Here is a 17321-nt window from a genome sequence, read left to right on the forward strand (position 1 = left end):
GGTCTGAGAGGCATCACCAGCGATACGCCGATCCATCCGCCGGTCCTTATCAAATCTGTCAATTCTAACCCAACCGCAAATCTATGTTTCTGCATCGTGTGTCACGTCGAATCGTCGGTTAGAGCCGCTAAGAGGTGTATTCAGCTACCCCACCCCTTCGCTGTCTGTCGATCAACAGAGCATCTGCGTACGTTCGACCGTCTCACTGATTTGGTGAGTTCGCGTCGGCATCGGCATCCGCATTCGGCCCGATGACGCGTGCCGTCGAGTACACCTGTTCGCCCGTTTCGGCCCGATGGCTGAGCTTGTCCGTCCAGCTCTCCCCGAGCGCGTCGATGGCGGCGAGTTCGCCGGCCAGCTCGCGATCGTCCGGCATTCGATAGCGCACCTTCGTTGCCCGGGCGACCGACCAGTCGGGATGTGGTCGATCGACCAGCGTCATCGACTGGCCGGGAGCGACCGTCCCCGTCTCCAGCACGCGGAGATACCAGCCCGTATAGCCGGTTTCCTCGAACTGTGTGGCGAGGTCTTTCGTCCGCCAGCGACGAGCGAGCTTCCAGCACGGCGACCGTGGCTGCGTGATCTGTACCGTTGCTGCCCCGATATCGTAACTATCGCCGATACAGGCCTCACGTTCGGTGAGTCCGGTGATCGTGAAGTTCTCGCCGAACGCCGCCGGGCCGAGTTCGAGATCGAGTTCGTCGTCCCAGTAGGAGTAGTGTTCGGCCGGGTAGACACAGACGGCCTTCTCCGGCCCGCCGTGGTGTTTCAGATCCGCCTGTTTGTCGCCGTCGAGGTTCGTTTCGTCGAGGAACAGCGCTCCCTTGACGGGGTCCTTGTAGAACGACGTCCACCACGGCTGCTCCATCGGATCGGTGGCGTCGGCCGTGCCGTGCGGTTCGGGCGTCCCGACCTGAATCGAACGAACGCGTGCGTCGCTCATCCGTCTCGCTGTTCGGGTGGCCGACATAAAGAACGTCCGCACAACGAGAAAACGATCGGTCTCACACACTCGATCGGGAGGCCGGGTGAAGTCACGACGGAACCACCCATTACTGCTCTCGGCGATCGTTCGCGGACCGAGCGCTCGATTCGGTATCCGTACTGTCGCTCGGATCGACACGTCTGTGAACCGGGAACTCCTCGCGCGGTTTCGGTGTGGGGGTGAGCAGCCGTTGGAGCAGCGTCTCTTCGCCCGGGTCCGGCTTGTCGACGACGTCGCAGTCCACGACGACGCTCCTGTCGTCCGCCCCCGTCAGCCGAACGTAGTTGAGCCGATAGGACGCGTAGAACACCGGTGGGAGGATACCGAGAATCGGATCGACCCGTCGGAGACGTTTCAACCACGTCCCGGTGTTGATCACGAGCCGATCGTCGATCTCCGTGACCGAGGCCCGATGGGTGTGGCCGTAGAGAAACACGGCGGTATCGGGGGTCTCGGCGAAGACGTCCCGTGCCCGATCGTTGTATTTCGCTGTGGGATCGCGGTCATCGTCACTCTGAGCGAGTCCGAATCGTCGAAGCGTCTTGCGGACGTCCCTCGCGAGGACGTACAGCGGGATCGAGATGAGGAGCAGCAGCACGATGAACACGACGTTGGCGACGAGAACGACGTCGATCAGCGTCCCGACCGGCCCGAACACGTCCAAAATCCCCTCCACGATGGTCATCGGTCGCGACCAGATGCCGACGGCGTCCAACGCGTAGACGCCGAGATACAGCACGCTCAGATTGAACAGGAGGAAGAAGGGGACCGAGGCGTATCTGAGCCAGCCGCTCATCTCGCGGTAGAAGTAGTTCGAGAGCAGCCAGTCGGGAATGCGAGTCATCGGCGTCACGGCCTGGATGTCCTTGAGCCAGTTGTACTTCCCACGCCCCGAGAGACGGCCGGCCCGACTCGTGATGTGTCGGTTCACGAAGTAGCCGGGCGGGTTCGCGTACGGGTTTCCGAAATCAGGAATCCGGTTGCTCGGATCCTCCTGCATGCCGTGTTCGATGTGGATCGTGTGATCGCCGATCTCGCGGCTGATGGCGACCTCCTGTTCGAGAGTGACGTTGTACGCCGCCAGTCGATCGACGTATTCGTCGTGTGCCGCGAGCTCGTAATCGTGGTTGCCCGGGATGAGCGTGATCGGCACCTCTTCCCCGGTCGCTCGGAGCTGTTCGAACAGTTCGGGATACCGATCGAGCAGCGCATCGAACTTCGCCGGCCCCTCGATCTCCGTGAACTCCCAGAGGCCGAACGCGTCGCCGTTGATGACGAGTTCGGCGTCCTCGTCGCTCGCTTCGAGCTCACGGAGAAATCCGAGCAGTTCGTCGAGGAAGTCGACCTGTGTGAGCTGCTCGTCGCCCCCGATATGGAGATCGCTGATCAGGTAGCAGGTGTCGGCCATTCAGCGTTCCATTCCCATCTGCGTGTTACAGCACGTGTCCATGAGACGTATCGATCGATACGGTGCCATCCAGTTATGGATTGCTGCCGGCGTGTGACCGAACTGATTCTCACTCACCGGTCGCGACGGTGTTTCGGAGCGTCCCGACGCCCTCGTAGGTGATGACGATCTCGTCGCCGGGTTCGAGCAGCCCGGGGTTCGCCGGACTACCGAAGGAGATCACGTCGCCCGCGCTGAAGGTGAACCGTTCAGAAAGAAAGGCGACCACCTCGTGTGGCTCGAACAGCATCCGTTCGGTGTTGGTCTCCTGACGGACCTCGTCGTTGATGCGCGTCTCCATGTCGATGCTGCCGGGATCAACGTCGGTCTCGATCCACGGACCGAGCGGACCGGAATCGTCGAACGCCTTCCGTGCCGTGCGACCGTCCTGATCGAGCGCGTCGAGATCGTTCAGGATGGTGTAGCCACGCACCACATCGGGCACCTCCGCGGGCGCGAGATCGCTACAGGGTTCGTCGATGACGGCCGCGAGCTCGCCGGCGTACGTGAACTCCTCGGTGAAACTCGGATACGCGATCTCGCGGTCGGGCGCGAGCACGGAGACGGGCGGCTTGATGAAGAAATCCGGGCGTTCCGGGCGCTCGTAGTCCATCTGATCGAGCGTCGTCGCGAAGTTCCGTCCCACGCAGTAGAGCGCCGACGGCGCACACGGCGCGAGCAGTTCGACGTCACTGTCGTCGAGGCGGTGTGTCTCGTGATCGGTGTGGACGACCCCATCACGGTGCTCGCCGGTGACGATCCCGTCGGGCGTCTGGATGCGCGCCAGTTGCATATCCATCCGCGACACGGCGCGGTCATATCGTTTCCGTTCGCCTACTCTATCCGTCCCATAGAGATTTGTCGGCGGGCTGCATTCGTCGTGTATGGCGGACAACCAGTACGCCTTCGAGGGAGTCGAACCCGAGATCGACGCCGAGGCCGCGGTGAGCCGCGACGCGACGCTCGTCGGCGACGTTAGCGTCGGACCGAACGCCAGCGTCTGGCCGGGTGCCGTGCTTCGCGGCGACGTCGCACCGGTCACGATCGGCGCGCAGTCACACGTCGGCGACAACGCCGTTCTCCACGCCTCACGAACCGGCGAACGCGTGATGGTCGGTCACGGTGCGATACTCAACGACGCCACCGTCGACGACGGTGCGCTGGTGGGGTTCAATGCGACGATCAACTCCGACGTCACCGTCGGAGCCGGCAGCGTCGTCGCGAGCGGCACCACGGTGCCGGAGGGATACGACATCCCGCCGGAGTCGTTCGTCCGCGGCGTCCCCGCGACCGTCACGCCGCTGGCCGAGACGACGCTCGACCCGGCAGCCGTCTTCGACGCCCACTCCTCGGGTGCCTACACCGACCTCGCCGCGCGCCACGACGACCTGTTCGAGTAGGACCTTTTTACTGCGTCGGATGGCCTCCCCGCGGTCGGCCACCACTCTCTGCTCGCGGGCGGCGAAGCCGCCCGTTCGCACGGCCAGCGGGACCTTCGGTCCCGCTCGGCTTGCAAAAAGCTACGGTAAAAACTCCCGCTCACTCGCGCCTACGGCGCTCGTTCACGGCGAACCGCGCTCGCTGCGTTCGCGCGGATGCTACCACCCTCCACAAACCGCACCGCACAGCACCGCCGAAGCCCTCGGGCGCGAGTGGAACGAGCGCCCTCGCCCTTCATCCTCCGAGGACCGCACCGCAACCGGTCATCCCTGAGCCATCTCACGGAGTTCCCTGCGAATCGGCCTCAGGCGGCCGCATCGACCTCTTCGACGAGTTCCGGGTGATCGTTCGAAGGATCGTTGACGGCCGCCGAGACCGGGTAGGCCGTCATCTCGTCGTCGGGGTATGGCTGCAACAGTTCGGCATCGCCGTCATCGAGCCAGCGCCACTCGTCACCCTCCTGGAGAACGACCGCCATCCGATGGTGCAGCTCGCCGACGACCGCGTTCGGTTCGGTCGTGACGATCGTGAACGTCTCGACGGGATCGGCCTCGCCGTCGGGCCGGCCATCGCCGAACTCGCCCAGTCCGGTCTGTTTCTGCGGCGGCTGCCAGCGCTCCCAAAGCCCGGCCATTGCGAACGGCTCCCCGCCGTCGAGCGTCACGCGGTAGGGCTGTTTGCTCCCACCAGTTTCCTGCCACTCGTAGAACCCATCGGCGAGCACGAGACAGCGCCGTTTCTGGTAGGCGTCCCGAAAGCTCCGTTTCTCGGCGACGGTCTCGGCACGGGCGTTGATCGGTCGGTTCGCGTCCGATCGATCGTCGGCCCAGTGAGGGATCAGGCCCCATTCGAGCGTGTCGATGGTCTCGGGCGCGTCGTTCGTGATCACCGGCAGCGACTGGCTCGGCGCAGCGTTGTATCGCGGTCGTGGCGAACCTTCGAAACTCGCATCGAAGCGCTCCTCGATGTCCGCCGGCGGCGTGAAGAGGGTGTAGCGTCCGCACATAGCTCGATATAGGTGTGGTCGGAAATAACACCGTCGGCCGCTGACTCGGACATTACACGATCGAAACGGACGTCGTACTGGCGTTTGTGCGCGCACCGTACCCGTCCGGGCGGAGTCTATGCTCGCGGCGATCCTTCACCGTGCATGGAACTCCGACGGCGGGCATTTCTCGCGAGCGCCGTGGCCACGAGCACGCTCGCCGGCTGTCTCGGTAGCGGGGACACGGGCTCGGCCGACACGGCGGACGGAACGGATGGATCGGACGGGAACAGTTCGGGCTCCGGCTCGACGAGTCGCAACGGATCGACAGCCGCCGCGGGGACCGCCGCACCGGCGCTCGATCATCCGGCAGCCACGGCGCTCGCGGGTCAGCCGTTCCGCGGTCCCGCACCCGGGACAGCCCCGGGAACGATCATCGCCTTCGAGGATCCATCGTGTCACAACTGCCGACGGTTCAACGAGGACACCCTCCCGGCGATCGAATCGAAGCTCGTCGAGCCCGGCGAGGCGACCTTCGTCTATCGGAACTTCCCGCACGCCTTCGCGTGGGGCGAACCCGCGATGCAGGCGCTCGAAGCCACGTTCGCCCGCGGCGAGGCACCGTTCTGGGCGCTCGAAGGTCACTACTTCGCCACACAGGAGGAGTTCAGCGAGGAGAACGTTCTGGATCGCACGGAAGAGTTCCTCGCGGCTGAAACGGCGGTCGATGCCAGCGCAGTCGTCGCGGACGCCGAAGCGAAAAAGTTCGACGAAGCCTTCCAGCGCGATGCCGACGCCGGCGACGCTGCGGGCGTCGTGAGCACGCCGACGTTCTATCTCTTCCGCGACGGAGAATTCTTGACCGAAGTACGGGGCGCACAGAGCTATCAGGTGTTCGCACGGGCGTTGGGGGTCGAATGAGTACCCGCTCGCGATCACTTCGGTTACCGACCCGCGCCCGCGACTGGCGGCTGATGGCCCGCACAGCCCGGCTGGTCGTGACGATTCCCGTCTATGCCGTGCTCGCGCTCGTCGCCGCCCTCGTCGGCCTCACGCTGTTCGTGCTCTCACAGAACCTCCCGCTCGCCGGTTTCCTCCTCTCCGGAGCGCTCCCGCTCGGCAGCCGGCTCGTGATCCTCGCCGAGCAGTACCCCTTCGTCGGAACGAACTACGGCACGTTTCAGGGCGTGTTGCTCGTCGTGACCGCACTGCTCGTCGGCCTCGACGTGGCGATGGTCGTCTATCACCTCCGCGAGCACGCGCTGTCGGCCGCAGGGCACCACGAGCGTCGCCGGCGTTCTCCTTGGCACGCTCGGCGCGGGCTGTGCGGCCTGTGGCTCGGCCGTGCTCGCGGGCGTGCTCTCGCTGTTCGGCGTGACGGCTTCGCTCACGGTGCTCCCGTTCGAGGGGCTGGAGTTCGCGGCGCTCGCGCTCGTCGCGCTCGTGCTCTCGCTGTTCTGGCTCGCGCGCGGGATGCGCGGCGGCGAGATCAACGGCTGTCCGGTCGCGATCGACTGATTCCCGCCCGTACATATAAACGATATCGCGCCGTACCCCATGGTAGCCATGACCGAGGAGCCCTCGTTCGCGATCTCCCATCGTCCGGAACGGCGCTACTCGCGCCACGCAGGGCTCGAATACGAGGGCTCGACCGTCTTCTCGCTGTCACCCGCCAACCCCGGCGACCACGAGAACGAGGCGCTCGACGAACTCCTCCAGGACGTGCTCGACGGCGAGCCATACACCTACGGCGACTGGTTCGACCTGCCGATGGCGCTCTATCTCGTCCACGACACCGAGACCGGCGACGTCTTCCGGGTGTCGGTCCGCGACGGCCGCATCGAGTTCCACGTGCTTCCAGAAACCGATCCAGATGGCCTGCGCGCGCTCTACCGCCGGCTCGCCGCGCGGAGCGAACGGGAGTGGATCGTCGAATCGTCCACCGACGCCTGAGAGCCACAACGGACTTACCTGCCGACGGAAATCTCCGATATGACCGTTTCACGCGAAGTCGAACTCTCGGGACACATCATCGACTCGGGGATGATGCAGTCGTGTTTCGGCGTCATCATGGATCTCGGGGGCTCCTTCGAGGTCGACGAGTTCGACATCGGCCGGAGCGAAGTCGAGGAGTCGTACGCCCGTCTCACCGTGCTGGCCGACACCGAGGACGAGCTCCAGTCGATCGTCCACGAACTCCACCAGAACGGTGCGACGCCCTCCCATCCCGTCGACGCAACGCTCGAACCCGCACCCGGCGATCAGGTCGTGCCATCGGGCTTCTATTCGACGACGAACCACCACACCGAGATCCGCCACGACGGCGAGTGGATCCCCGTCAAGCGCATCGAGATGGACTGTGCGGTGGTCGTCGAGAAAGGCGAGGACGACGAGCCGTGCGCCTACACGAAGGTGCTCAACGCCATCGAGGAGGGCGAACTCGTCGTCACCGGCGAGACCGGGATCCGCGTCCGCCCACCGGAACGCCCCCGGAACCGCGAGGGCGCGTTCGGCTTCATGCAGGGCGGCGTCTCCTCCGAGCGCCCATCGGAATCGACGATCGCGAAGGTCGCCGAGGCGATCGCCGAGACGAAGCGCGAGGGCGGGTCGGTGCTCGCCGTCTGTGGACCGGCGCTCATCCACTCCGGCGCGCGCGAATCGCTCGCCCGACTGGTCCGCGAGGGCTACGTCGACATGCTCTCGGCCGGCAACGGCTTCGCGGTTCACGATCTCGAACGCGATCTCTATGGCACCTCGCTCGGGATGAACACCGAAACGCTCGATCACCCCCGAAAGGGCCACAAACACCACATCTACACGATCAGCGAGATCATCCGTGCGGGCTCCATCGAGCAGGCGGTCGACGAGGGGCTGGTCGAATCCGGCGTGATGTACGAGTGCATCGACAACGATCGCCCATTCGTGCTGGCGGGATCGATCCGCGACGACGGTCCGCTACCCGACACGATCACGGATTCGGTCGACGCGCAGAACGCCATCCGCGAGCAGGCCCACGAGGCCGACATGGTGCTCATGCTCTCGACGCTCCTCCACTCGGTCGCGGTCGGCAACTGCCTGCCCTCCTCGACGCGGGTCGTCTGTGTCGACATCAACCCCGCGACCGTCACGCAACTGCTCGACCGCGGGAGCGCACAGGCGGTCGGCATGGTCACCGACATCGGTACCTTCGTGCCGATGCTCGTCGAGCAGCTGCTCGACGAATAGTCCCTCGCTCGCCGGCGACCGATCCGCCGCCAAATAAAAAGGCGCGAAAGCCGTTCTCGTCGATATGACATCCGTACGGTCCCGGCTCGGTCGACCGTCGGGAACGACCGTCGGCCTGGCCGTGCTGGCGGTAGTCGTCGGCACGCTCGCCGCCGGTGGGCTGTTCGTGTGGCTCGGCACCCGAGGGCCGGTGCTGCCACCCGAACCGGCGGTCGGGTCGGTTGCACTGGAGGTCGCCGGCGCGAATCGGCTCCCCGTCGTCGGCTACCTCGGGGTCGGGATCGAACGGCTGTATCTCACGCTCGGATCGCTGTTGGTCGCGCTCGTCGGCGTCACCGTCGGCCTGATCGACCGCTGGTGGAGCGTTCCGGCCGCCGTGCTGGTCGGTGCGGCGGCCGCCGGAACGACGACGGTTCTCAGCGGTTGTGCCTGTGGGAACGGGTCGACGATGCTGCTCGCCGAACGGGCCATCCAGCGTGTTCTCGACGGGACCGCATTGCTTGCGTGATCGAAACGCCGTCCAGATGTCCGGGTTCTGGCCGTGTTCCAAAACGCTTCATACGGTGAAGCAATCGGAGCGACCGCGTCACGAACCGACCCACAACCGAACTTCCTAACCCCGTGGTCGTCTTCCACCGGACATGGCTGACGAAAGCGATACCGTCCGCGTCTGGCTCGTCGAGCGCGGGTACAACAACCGCGATCTCATCATCCTCAAGTACGCGACGCCCGACGGCGAGCGGCTCTTCCGCCGGGAGCTCGCCGCCCAGGCCATCGGCGTCGACACCGTGACTGCCGCGAAGGACGTCTCGCCGAACGATCTCGAAAGCATCGACGATCCCGATCTCCAGGAGCGCTACGCCGACGAAGTCTCACGGATGAGCGATGAGCACGACCCCGACGACACGATCTGATCGACCTACTCAGGCCGCACAGTTGTTCGCACCCGTTTCGAGCGTCGTCGCCTCGGTGGCGCTCTCCGTGCTTGCGACGCCGCGGTTGATCGCGATGATCGTTTCGTAGTTGTCCGGTTTTTCGGGGACGTCGTCGACCATCCGCTCGACGAAGGCGTCCTCGTCGAGATCCACGAGATCGAGTCGTGCGTGCACGTCGCCGAGCTTGGCACCGACGAGTTCGCCCGGTTCGGCGGTGGCGTACGTCCCGTCGTCGTGCACCGTGACGTGACCCGGCAGAATGATGAGTTCGTCGGGGAGTTCGAGCAGCGTGTCGTGGAGGGTCTCGTACTGCATGCGCCCGCCCGCCTCGGCCCCCTCCTCGCCGAATTCGAGCTCCGTGCGACCGACAGAATCCAGGAAGAGACTGTCGCCGGTCAGAACGACATCGTCGACGCGGTAGGCGACCATCTCGGTCGTGTGGCCGGGTGTGGCGAGCGTCTCGATCTCGTTATTGCCGATCGAGAGAGTTTCGCCGTCGGAAAGCGGTTCGAAATCGACGGCGAGATCGCGCTCGGTCGCCTTCTCGCCGAGGTAGTACGGGACATCGAGTCGGGTCGCGAGCTCGCGACCGCTGGAGATGTGATCGGCGTGGACGTGCGTGTCGAGCACGCCCGTGATTTGCAGCCCGTGCTCGGCGGCCGTCGTGATGTACTGGTCGGTGTGGCGGGTCGGATCGACGACAATGGCTTCGCCGGCGCGCTCCGAGCCGACGAGATAGGAGAGACAGCCCTTCGCACGGCGCTGGAACTGCCTGACGATGAGGTCGTCGGACGCGGTCTCGACCGTGGCGGTCTCGTAGAGTTCGTTCCAGGCGCGCATCCCACCGGTGACGACCGAGACGTCACTGAATCCGTCGGCGTCGAGTTCCGAGGCGAGCCGCGTCGACGTCGCACCCTTCCCGCAGATGGTGAGTACCTCGTCGCCGTCCGCCAGTTCCGTGATCCGGTCGCGCTGGTCGTCGCTCAGCCCTTCAGCCGGCCCGAACGGGACGTTCTCCGCACCCGTCACGCGCCACGAGTCGTAACTCTCGGCCGGACGTGTGTCGATGAGAACGTAGCTCTCGTCACCCCTATCGAGCCGTGCCGCGAGGTCGCGCGCGGTGATCGTTCCGAACATCGTTGCCCGCACGTACGGTATTGTGAAGAATAAGCATTTCCGATCCCCGGTCGTCGCGCGGGATGCTCGCACGCGTGGACCCGACGCGAGCGAACGGAGCGTTCACTCCTCGATCGCCGAGCGCGCCTCCCGGACGAGCCCGTCGATCAGTTCGGGCGTCGTCGGATGGTAGGCGCGATCGGGCACGTCACGGACGTCCATCCCGGTCTCGACGACGACCTGCATCGTCTTCGCCATCACGTCTGCGTCGTGGTGGAACCCCTGATAGCCGAGCACGGTGCCGTCGTCGCTGTCGACGACCAGCGTCGCGAGCCCCTCGGGGACGGCCTTCGTCTTGAACACGCCGTCGTCGCGTGCCTCACGCGTGACCGCGACGTACTCGCGATCGGTCTCCTGGACCGAGGCCTCCGAGTGGCCGACGCGGACAAACGGATAGACGCCGAGGGCGGAGAAGATGACGTGGTGATGGATCGGGTCGTAGACCGCGAGCTCCTCGTCGTCCCGGTGTGCGAGGACGTTCTCGGCGGCCGTGATCCCCTGTTCCTTGGCGATGTGGAGGATCGGCTCGCAGCCGTTCGCGTCGCCGACGACGAACACGCGCTCGTCGTCGCGGGCCTGCATCGTCGCTTCGACCCACTCCGCATCGGGATCGGGGTCGAGCGCCGACCGATCGAGCTCCAACCCACCCAAGGCGGGCCGCCGACCGGTGAAGAGGAACAGCTGGTCGGCCTCGACGACGTCCTCCTCGCCGTCGTGTTCGGTGCGGAGACGGACGCCGCCGTCTTCGGTCTCCTCGATGCTCGTGGCCTGTGTCTCGGTGCGGAGATCGATGGCGAACTCGTCGCGATAGAGCTCCGTCAGCGCGTCGTCGAGCGCGGGATCACCCTCGTCGAGCACCCGCTCGCTACGTTCGAGAACGGTGAGTTCCATCCCACCGACCTCGCCGAGATACGGGACCAGCTCCATCCCGATGTAGCCAAACCCGATGACGATCCCCGATTCAGGGAACTCGGTCGCGTCGAGCACATCGTCGCTGGTGAGATTGTCGACGTCGTCGATGCCGTCGATCGGCGGGACGTTCGGCGTCGAGCCGGTGGCGACGACGACGTAGTCCGCGTCGAGCGTCCGCTCGCCGACGGCGATCGTGTGGTCGTCGACGAACGTCGCCGTCCGGTGGACGAACTCGACGTTCTCGCGCTCGGTCAGCTCGTGGAGCGACTCGCGCCGGTGTTCGGCGAACCCCTGGACGTGGCGGTCCTTCGTCGCGACGACGTCGTCGAGATCGACGGTCGGCGCGCCCGAGAGGCGGTCGTCGTGGCGCGCCTGGAAGCGATGTGCGCCCGCCGAGAGCAGTTCCTTCGAGGGCATACAGCCGCGGAGAAGGCAGAGTCCGCCGCCGGGCTGGCCGTCATCGACGAGGGTCAGTTCGACGTCCGGTTCGTCGACGAGGCGCTCGGCGGCGGCGATGCCCGCGCTCCCGTACGCGCCGATGATGACGATGTGGTCTGTCATGGATGGATGGACGAGCGTCGCCCGCGAGACGCTCGTGCCTGTTCGGTCCATGGCAGCCACGACCAAAAGCGATAGCGGTGTACATCGATCACGGCGCGGCGTGAGTGGCATTCGCCTGACTGTCGTTTCGTTCACCCACAATACCGGTCGATCATCAGGAATCGGCGAGACCGGATATCCGTATGACGACCCGGAAAGCGGCGGGATATCGACGGAATAGCCGGTTGGAACAAAATGGTTGGTTCTATTATAATTCGTTCTTAAACTTCACAGCGTACAAACACATAAGTCGCTCTCGCCCTAACGAAACACACTGACATGGTCGACGATACGCAGCTCGCCGAGAGCAAGGCGATCCATCGGCGAACGGGGACGACCTTTTATGTCGCGACACGACTGCTCCCCGAGCGCGTTCGCCACGCGACGTACGTTCTCTACGCGTTCTTCCGCGTCGCCGACGAGATCGTCGACGACCCGAACGGCCCGCCGCCGGCCGAACAGCGCGCACAGCTCGCCCGCCTCCGCGAGGGCGCTCTCGGCGGCCCGACTGACGACTCGGTCGTGGCGGCGTTCAGCGATCTCCGCGAACAGTATGGAATTCCCGACACCGCCGTCGAGGAGTTCGTCGACGCGATGGTCGCCGACATCGACACGGATAGCTACGAGACCCACGCGGAGCTCGACGAGTACATGGGCGGATCGGCGGCCGCCGTCGGCGAGATGATGACCGCCGTTATGAGACCCGACAATCCCGAAATCGCCCAGCCACACGCTCGCGCGCTCGGCGAGGCGTTCCAGCTCACCAACTTCCTTCGCGACGTGCGCGAGGACGTCGTCGAACGCGATCGCATCTACCTTCCCCAGGAAATCCTGGACGAGCACGACGTCACCGAGCGACAGATAGAGCGCTTCGAGATGAACGACGACGTCGCCGCGCTGATGCGGTCCGAACTCGAACGGACGGAGAAACGCTACCGCGAGGGCGTCGCCGGCATCAAATACCTCCCCGACGACTGCCAGCTCCCCGTCCTGCTCGCGGCCGTGCTCTACGCCGATCACCACCGACTCATCAGGGATCGCGGCCACGATACCCTCTCGACGACGCCCGAGCTCTCCTCGACGCGAAAGCTCTCGCTGCTCGTGCGCACCCGCTGGCACTGGCTCTGGAACAAGGATCCCGAAGCGGTCTTCGCAGCGGTGAGCACGATCTCCGACAGCCCGCAGTACGTCCACGAGCCCGAGGGCGTGACGCCGACGCGCTAGCCTTCGGTCGAGCCGGGCTCGCCGCTCCCGAGACCCGCCACGTCGAACCGATCGGCTTTGACGAGTCCGCCGGCCAGCACCAGCGCGACGCCGACCGGCACCCAGTTGCCGAAGACGGCGTTGATCGAGCCCCAGAGCACGACGAAGCTCACCAGATCGTCGAGCATGAACTCACAGTTTTCGAGGCGATCCATCAATCGTGCGCGGTCGAAGCCGTAGTCCAGTAGAAAGACCGTCACGGTGGCCGAGAGCACCCACCCGAGGTAGTTCGAAACTGGAACGCCATAGAACGCCCCGCCGAAGTAGCTCCAAAAGCCGATCGCGACCGCGCCGGGGTCGAGTACGACGTCGACGAGCAGCACCGTGCAGATCACCGCGACGAGGCGCACCGCCCGCCGCCGGGCGAGCTCGCCGAGCACGAGCTGACAGAGCAGGTAGCTGTTGAACACCAGCGGGAGGAAGAAAACGGGCAGGCCGAGCGGGACGGCCCCGAACAGCATCGGGCCGAGTTCGATCGTGTAGGAGAAATCGCCGTAGGGCCACCCGGTCAGCACGCCGACGAGCTCGATCCCGAACGAGTAGGCGACGAGCAGCCCGGTCGCGACCGCCGCCCGGCGGTCGAACAGCGGCGCGATCCCCGCCACGAGCGGGAGACGCATCACCGCCGTCCCGAAGAGGATGAGATACGGGTTGTATCTGAGCGGCGGGCCGACGAGGCCGGCGGCGCTCGCGAGCAGCAGGGCCGCCCCGACCAGCGGGAAGACCACGGCGATCGTGAAGCGGTTCTCGGCGACGAGCTCGTCGAGACGTGCCTCGATGTGCTGGCGGGTCACGCGCTCAGCCGCCATAGACCAGCCTCCAGAGCCCGCCGAGGGTGAAGAGCATCCCGACGAGCGTGTTCACCGCCGGATACCACCAGTAGGCGCGGTCGACGTCGATCGACGAGCGGGCGATGGCGAAGACGAGAACGGGGTAGGCGAGCAGGAGCACGCTGAGGAGGACGTGGACGAACGAAAAGGCGAGTGCCGCGGCGAGCCAGCAGGCGGCGCAGTAGCCGTAGGTCCGTCGCTCGCCGAGCGCCGTCGCCGTCGTCCGGATGCCCGCCGCTCGATCGGGATCGATGTCGGGAATGGCAGAGAAGGTGTGCATCCCCATCGTCCAGAGCCAGCCACCCAGCACGGCCGCGATCGGCGGCAGTTCGCCTGCGACGGCGGTGTAGGCGATCACGCCGGGCAGTACGTAGAGCCCGTTCGAGATCGAGTCGAGCAGCGGTGTGGTCTTGAACCGGAGCGGTGGCGCGCTGTATTCGACCGCGAGGAAGACGAAGAGCGCGAGCGTCGCGAGTGCCGCCGGCGTGAGCACCGAGACGAAGCCAAATGCGAGCAACCCGCTTGCGACGACGGCGGCGAAAGTGGCTTTGTCGCCCGTGTACCGCACCTCGCGGTCGTCCTTCTTCGGATTCGTTTCGTCGATGTCGGCGTCGAAGACGTCGTTCACGCCGTAGAGGAAGACGTTCGCCGGGACGAGGAAGTAGGCGAACAGTGCGAGCGCGATCGGCGCGAACAGGGTGGCGAGGGAGTCAGCGCCGTAGGCCACGCCGACGACGACCGGTCCGGCGAGGTAGAACCAGAACCGAGGCCGTGAGAGCCGCAGGAGATAGCCCGTCGTGGTCGTTTCGGGCGGGATGGTTCCCTGCAATCGGTCCACACCGCGACGAACGCGCTCGCGACTCATCCGTGGTCTTCGATGACGGCGCTCGCGGCGTGTTCGCCGCTGATGAGACACATCGGTACGCCGATACCCGGTGTGGTGTATGAGCCCGTGAAATAGAGGTCAGGAACGGCGTCGGAGCGGTGGGGCGGTCGGAAGAGGGCGGTCTGGCGGAGCGTGTGAGCGAGCCCGAGCGCCGTGCCCTGCAGACTGTTGTAGCGCTCGGCGAAGTCGTCGATCGAGAACGTCCTCTCCAGGACGATCCGGTCGGCGAGATCGACGCCGGTGTTGGCGGCGATATCGTCGAGGATCGAGTCGCGATAGCGCTCGCGGATCTCGGGCGTGTCGTCGAGTCCCGGCGCGATCGGCACGAGCGCGAAGAGGTTCGAGTGGCCCTCCGGCGCGACGGTGTCGTCGGTCTGCGAGGGCACACAGAGGTAGTAGGCCGGATCGTCGGGCCACGCCGGCTCGTCGAAAATCTGTTCGAAATGGCCGTCCCAGTCGGTCGGCAGCACGAGCGTGTGGTGGGCAAGCGGGTCGACGTCGCCCTCGACGCCGAGATAGAGCAGGAAGGCGGATGGCGCGAGCGTGCGCTCGTCCCAGTAGTCGGCCGAATACTGGCGCTCGTGCTCAGGAAGGAGCTCCTGTTCGGTGTGGGCGTAGTCGGCATCGGAGACGACGATCTCCGGCGTGTGCTCGCCCGCAGCGGTGTCGAGCGAGAAGCCGCCGCGTCGGCGCGTGATCTCGCCGACTTCTGCATCGGTCTCGATCGTGACGCCGCGTTCGCGCGCGAGCTCGGCGATGCCGTCGACGACGCCACCGTAACCGCCCTCGGGGTAGTAGACGCCGAGGTTGAAGTCGACGTGGCTCATCATCGTGTAGAGCGCGGGCGTGTTCTTCGGCGAGCCCCCGAGGAAGACGAGCGTGTACTGCATGATCTGCTGGAGTTTGGGGTGCTCGAAGTAGTTCGAGACGTGGCTCTCCATCGAGCGCAGCAGGTTCAGCCCGACCGGCGCGGACCGGAACACGTCGGTGTCGACCCAGTCGCGAAATCGCGGTCGATCGGTGTAGACGAACCGCTCCATCGCCGCCTCGTAGGTCGACTCGCTCTGGACGAGGTAGTCGTCGAACGCCTCGGCCGCACCCTCCTCGTAGGATTCGAAGACGGCACGCACCTGGTCGCGATCGGGCGTCAGATCGACGCGATCGCCGTCCTTGAAGAACACACGATAGTGGGGATCGAGCCGTTCGAGTCCATAATAATCCTCGCGGTCGGCGTCGAAGTGATCGAAAAAGCGCTCGAAGACGTCGGGCATCAGATACCAGGACGGCCCCATGTCGAAGCGAAAGCCGTCCTGTTCGAACTGTGAGGCACGGCCGCCGACCTGCCCGTTCTTTTCGAGCACCGTGACGTCGGCCCCCGCGGCCGCGAGGTAGCACGCCGCCGAGAGCCCGCCGAACCCCCCGCCGACGACGGCGACCGTCCGACCGGACAGCGATGCCGCGTCCGACCCTGCCGCGAGCGCATCCATGTGGGATAATACGGCGGCGCGTATAAAAGACGACTGACCCCGAATGCTATGGCCGCTGCGCTTCTCGACCGTGTATGGACCACCGCCTCGGCTTCGAGCCGATCTCGGAGGAGCTCGATCGCGTACCGCTGCCCGTCGAGGGTGATCTCCCCGACTGGCTCGCGGGAACCCTGCTCCGCAACGGCCCCGGCCGCTTTCGCGTCGGCAACCGACCGCTCAACCACTGGTTCGACGGGTTCGCGCTGCTCCGACGATTTGCGATTCAGGATGGCCAAGTCCGCTACTCGAATCGCTTTCTCCGGAGCAAGGCGTACGAATATGCCCGTGAGCATGGCGAACTCGGCTTTCGCGAGTTCGCTACCGTCCCCGACATCGGTCTCCTCGATCAACTGAAACGACTGCTCTCGCCGAGGATCACCGACAACGCCTGCGTCGATATCGAAACACGCGGCGATTCCGTCGTCGCCACCACCGAAAGCCCGCGTCCGCTGGAGTTCGATCCCGAGACGCTCGAAACGCGCGGCCAGCACGCTCGTGAACCGTTGGGCACCACGACGACGGTGCATCCCCACTACGATGCCCACCGCGGGGAGACGATCGGCTACGCGACGCGTTTCGGCCGGAATCCGGGCTATACGCTCTATCGAGTTCCCGACGGGCAGATGGATCCCGAGATCATCGGTGGCGTGACGGTCGACGAGGCCGCCTATCTCCACAGTTTCGCGCTCACCCCGAACTACGTGGTGCTCACCGAGAGCCCGTTCGTCGTCTCGCCGCTCGCGCTGCTCCGTGGATCGACCGTGGCCGGGAGTTTCACCTGGAAACCCGAGCGCGGCACGCGCTTCATCGTCTTCGATCGCGCATCGGGCGACGTCGCCACGACCCATCGGACGGAGCCGTTCTTCGTCTTCCATCACGTCAACGCCTTCGAGGAGGACGAGGAGATCGTGCTCGACCTCGTGACCTATCCCGACGCGTCGGTGGTCGACGCGCTCGGCCTCGACAACCTCCGCTCGCCGTCGCCGACGCTTCCAACGGGCGAACTCCGCCGATATCGCCTTCCGGAAGATTCGACACGCGACGTCGAACGGGAGACGCTCCATCCGGGTCACATCGAGTTCCCGACGATCGACTACGCGCGCCGAAACAC

General features: G+C 65.5%; 17 protein-coding genes and 1 pseudogene. 9 read left to right on the forward strand and 9 right to left on the reverse strand.

Translation table 11 applies throughout. The annotated features are described in order from the left end of the window. Window positions 1-202: 202 nt before the first annotated feature. From C448_RS00215 to C448_RS00225, 3 genes are all read right to left on the reverse strand, one after another. Window positions 203-943, reverse strand: coding sequence for an MOSC domain-containing protein (locus C448_RS00215; protein WP_004051009.1), 741 nt, complete (start codon window positions 941-943; stop codon window positions 203-205). A gap of 109 nt (window positions 944-1052) precedes the next feature. Further along, window positions 1053-2393 carry a metallophosphoesterase gene (locus tag C448_RS00220; protein WP_004051012.1) on the reverse strand — a complete coding sequence of 447 codons (1341 nt, stop codon included), beginning with the start codon at window positions 2391-2393 and terminating at the stop codon, window positions 1053-1055. 109 nt (window positions 2394-2502) lie between these two features. Beyond that, window positions 2503-3225: a fumarylacetoacetate hydrolase family protein gene (locus C448_RS00225; RefSeq protein WP_004051016.1), complete on the reverse strand. Its 723-nt coding sequence runs from the start codon at window positions 3223-3225 to the stop codon at window positions 2503-2505. Between the two features lie 91 nt (window positions 3226-3316). Here C448_RS00225 and C448_RS00230 point away from each other — a divergent pair, with 91 nt between their 5' ends. After that, window positions 3317-3832 (forward strand): gamma carbonic anhydrase family protein, encoded by a 516-nt coding sequence (locus tag C448_RS00230; RefSeq protein ID WP_004051017.1) that lies wholly within the window; start codon window positions 3317-3319, stop codon window positions 3830-3832. A gap of 344 nt (window positions 3833-4176) precedes the next feature. Here the strand turns inward: C448_RS00230 and C448_RS00235 are convergent, their stop codons facing one another. Beyond that, entirely contained in the window at window positions 4177-4878 is a 702-nt protein-coding gene (locus C448_RS00235) for an SOS response-associated peptidase (RefSeq protein WP_004051018.1), read from the reverse strand. 144 nt (window positions 4879-5022) lie between these two features. On the opposite strand from C448_RS00235, the gene C448_RS00240 reads away from it, so the two are divergent. The 6 genes and pseudogenes from C448_RS00240 to C448_RS00265 all read left to right on the forward strand — a co-directional run bounded on the left by C448_RS00240 (window position 5023) and on the right by C448_RS00265 (window position 8996). Continuing rightward, entirely contained in the window at window positions 5023-5778 is a 756-nt protein-coding gene (locus C448_RS00240) for a DsbA family protein (RefSeq protein ID WP_004051019.1), read from the forward strand. Continuing rightward, window positions 5775-6375, forward strand: a pseudogene (locus C448_RS00245) (hypothetical protein). Before C448_RS00240 ends, C448_RS00245 begins: the two are co-directional and overlap by 4 nt. Window positions 6376-6423: 48 nt before the next feature. Further along, on the forward strand, window positions 6424-6810 hold the full coding sequence (locus tag C448_RS00250) for a hypothetical protein (protein WP_049915990.1): 387 nt from the start codon (window positions 6424-6426) through the stop codon (window positions 6808-6810). Between the two features lie 39 nt (window positions 6811-6849). Beyond that, window positions 6850-8082 (forward strand): ornithine cyclodeaminase, nickel-pincer nucleotide-dependent, encoded by a 1233-nt coding sequence (locus tag C448_RS00255; RefSeq protein ID WP_004051023.1) that lies wholly within the window; start codon window positions 6850-6852, stop codon window positions 8080-8082. A 64-nt stretch (window positions 8083-8146) separates the two neighbouring features. After that, a complete protein-coding gene (locus C448_RS00260) occupies window positions 8147-8590 on the forward strand; it encodes a hypothetical protein (protein ID WP_193363099.1) in 444 nt (147 codons plus the stop codon). Between the two features lie 133 nt (window positions 8591-8723). After that, the gene (locus C448_RS00265; protein ID WP_004051025.1) at window positions 8724-8996 is read left to right on the forward strand and encodes a hypothetical protein; all 273 of its coding nucleotides are present in this window, start codon (window positions 8724-8726) and stop codon (window positions 8994-8996) included. A 9-nt stretch (window positions 8997-9005) separates the two neighbouring features. Here the strand turns inward: C448_RS00265 and C448_RS00270 are convergent, their stop codons facing one another. Together C448_RS00270 and C448_RS00275 are read right to left on the reverse strand one after the other, a co-directional pair. Beyond that, window positions 9006-10154, reverse strand: a complete 1149-nt coding sequence (locus C448_RS00270) for an MBL fold metallo-hydrolase (RefSeq protein WP_004051026.1) — start codon at window positions 10152-10154, stop codon at window positions 9006-9008. Between the two features lie 102 nt (window positions 10155-10256). Then, complete coding sequence (locus C448_RS00275; RefSeq protein WP_004051027.1) at window positions 10257-11717, reverse strand: dihydrolipoyl dehydrogenase family protein; 1461 nt, start codon at window positions 11715-11717, stop codon at window positions 10257-10259. Window positions 11718-11984: 267 nt separating this feature from the next. Between C448_RS00275 and C448_RS00280 the strand changes: the two genes are divergently transcribed. After that, a complete protein-coding gene (locus C448_RS00280; RefSeq protein ID WP_004051028.1) occupies window positions 11985-12929 on the forward strand; it encodes a phytoene/squalene synthase family protein in 945 nt (314 codons plus the stop codon). Here the strand turns inward: C448_RS00280 and cruF are convergent. The 3 genes from cruF to C448_RS00295 are packed head-to-tail and all read right to left on the reverse strand — an operon-like array spanning window position 12926 to window position 16171. Next, entirely contained in the window at window positions 12926-13777 is an 852-nt protein-coding gene (gene cruF / locus C448_RS00285) for a bisanhydrobacterioruberin hydratase (RefSeq protein ID WP_004051029.1), read from the reverse strand. The two genes, C448_RS00280 and cruF, sit on opposite strands and share 4 nt — an antisense overlap. Next, a complete protein-coding gene (locus C448_RS00290; RefSeq protein ID WP_004051030.1) occupies window positions 13767-14663 on the reverse strand; it encodes a prenyltransferase in 897 nt (298 codons plus the stop codon). Before C448_RS00290 ends, cruF begins: the two co-directional genes overlap by 11 nt. Continuing rightward, entirely contained in the window at window positions 14660-16171 is a 1512-nt protein-coding gene (locus C448_RS00295; RefSeq protein WP_004051031.1) for a phytoene desaturase family protein, read from the reverse strand. Before C448_RS00295 ends, C448_RS00290 begins: the two co-directional genes overlap by 4 nt. A gap of 74 nt (window positions 16172-16245) precedes the next feature. Here C448_RS00295 and C448_RS00300 point away from each other — a divergent pair. Further along, window positions 16246-17321 (forward strand): carotenoid oxygenase family protein (locus C448_RS00300; RefSeq protein ID WP_004051032.1); only part of this gene is annotated, 1076 nt, incomplete at its 3' end.

The sequence above is a fragment of the Halococcus morrhuae DSM 1307 genome (assembly GCF_000336695.1).
GTDB classification, from domain to species: domain Archaea; phylum Halobacteriota; class Halobacteria; order Halobacteriales; family Halococcaceae; genus Halococcus; species Halococcus morrhuae.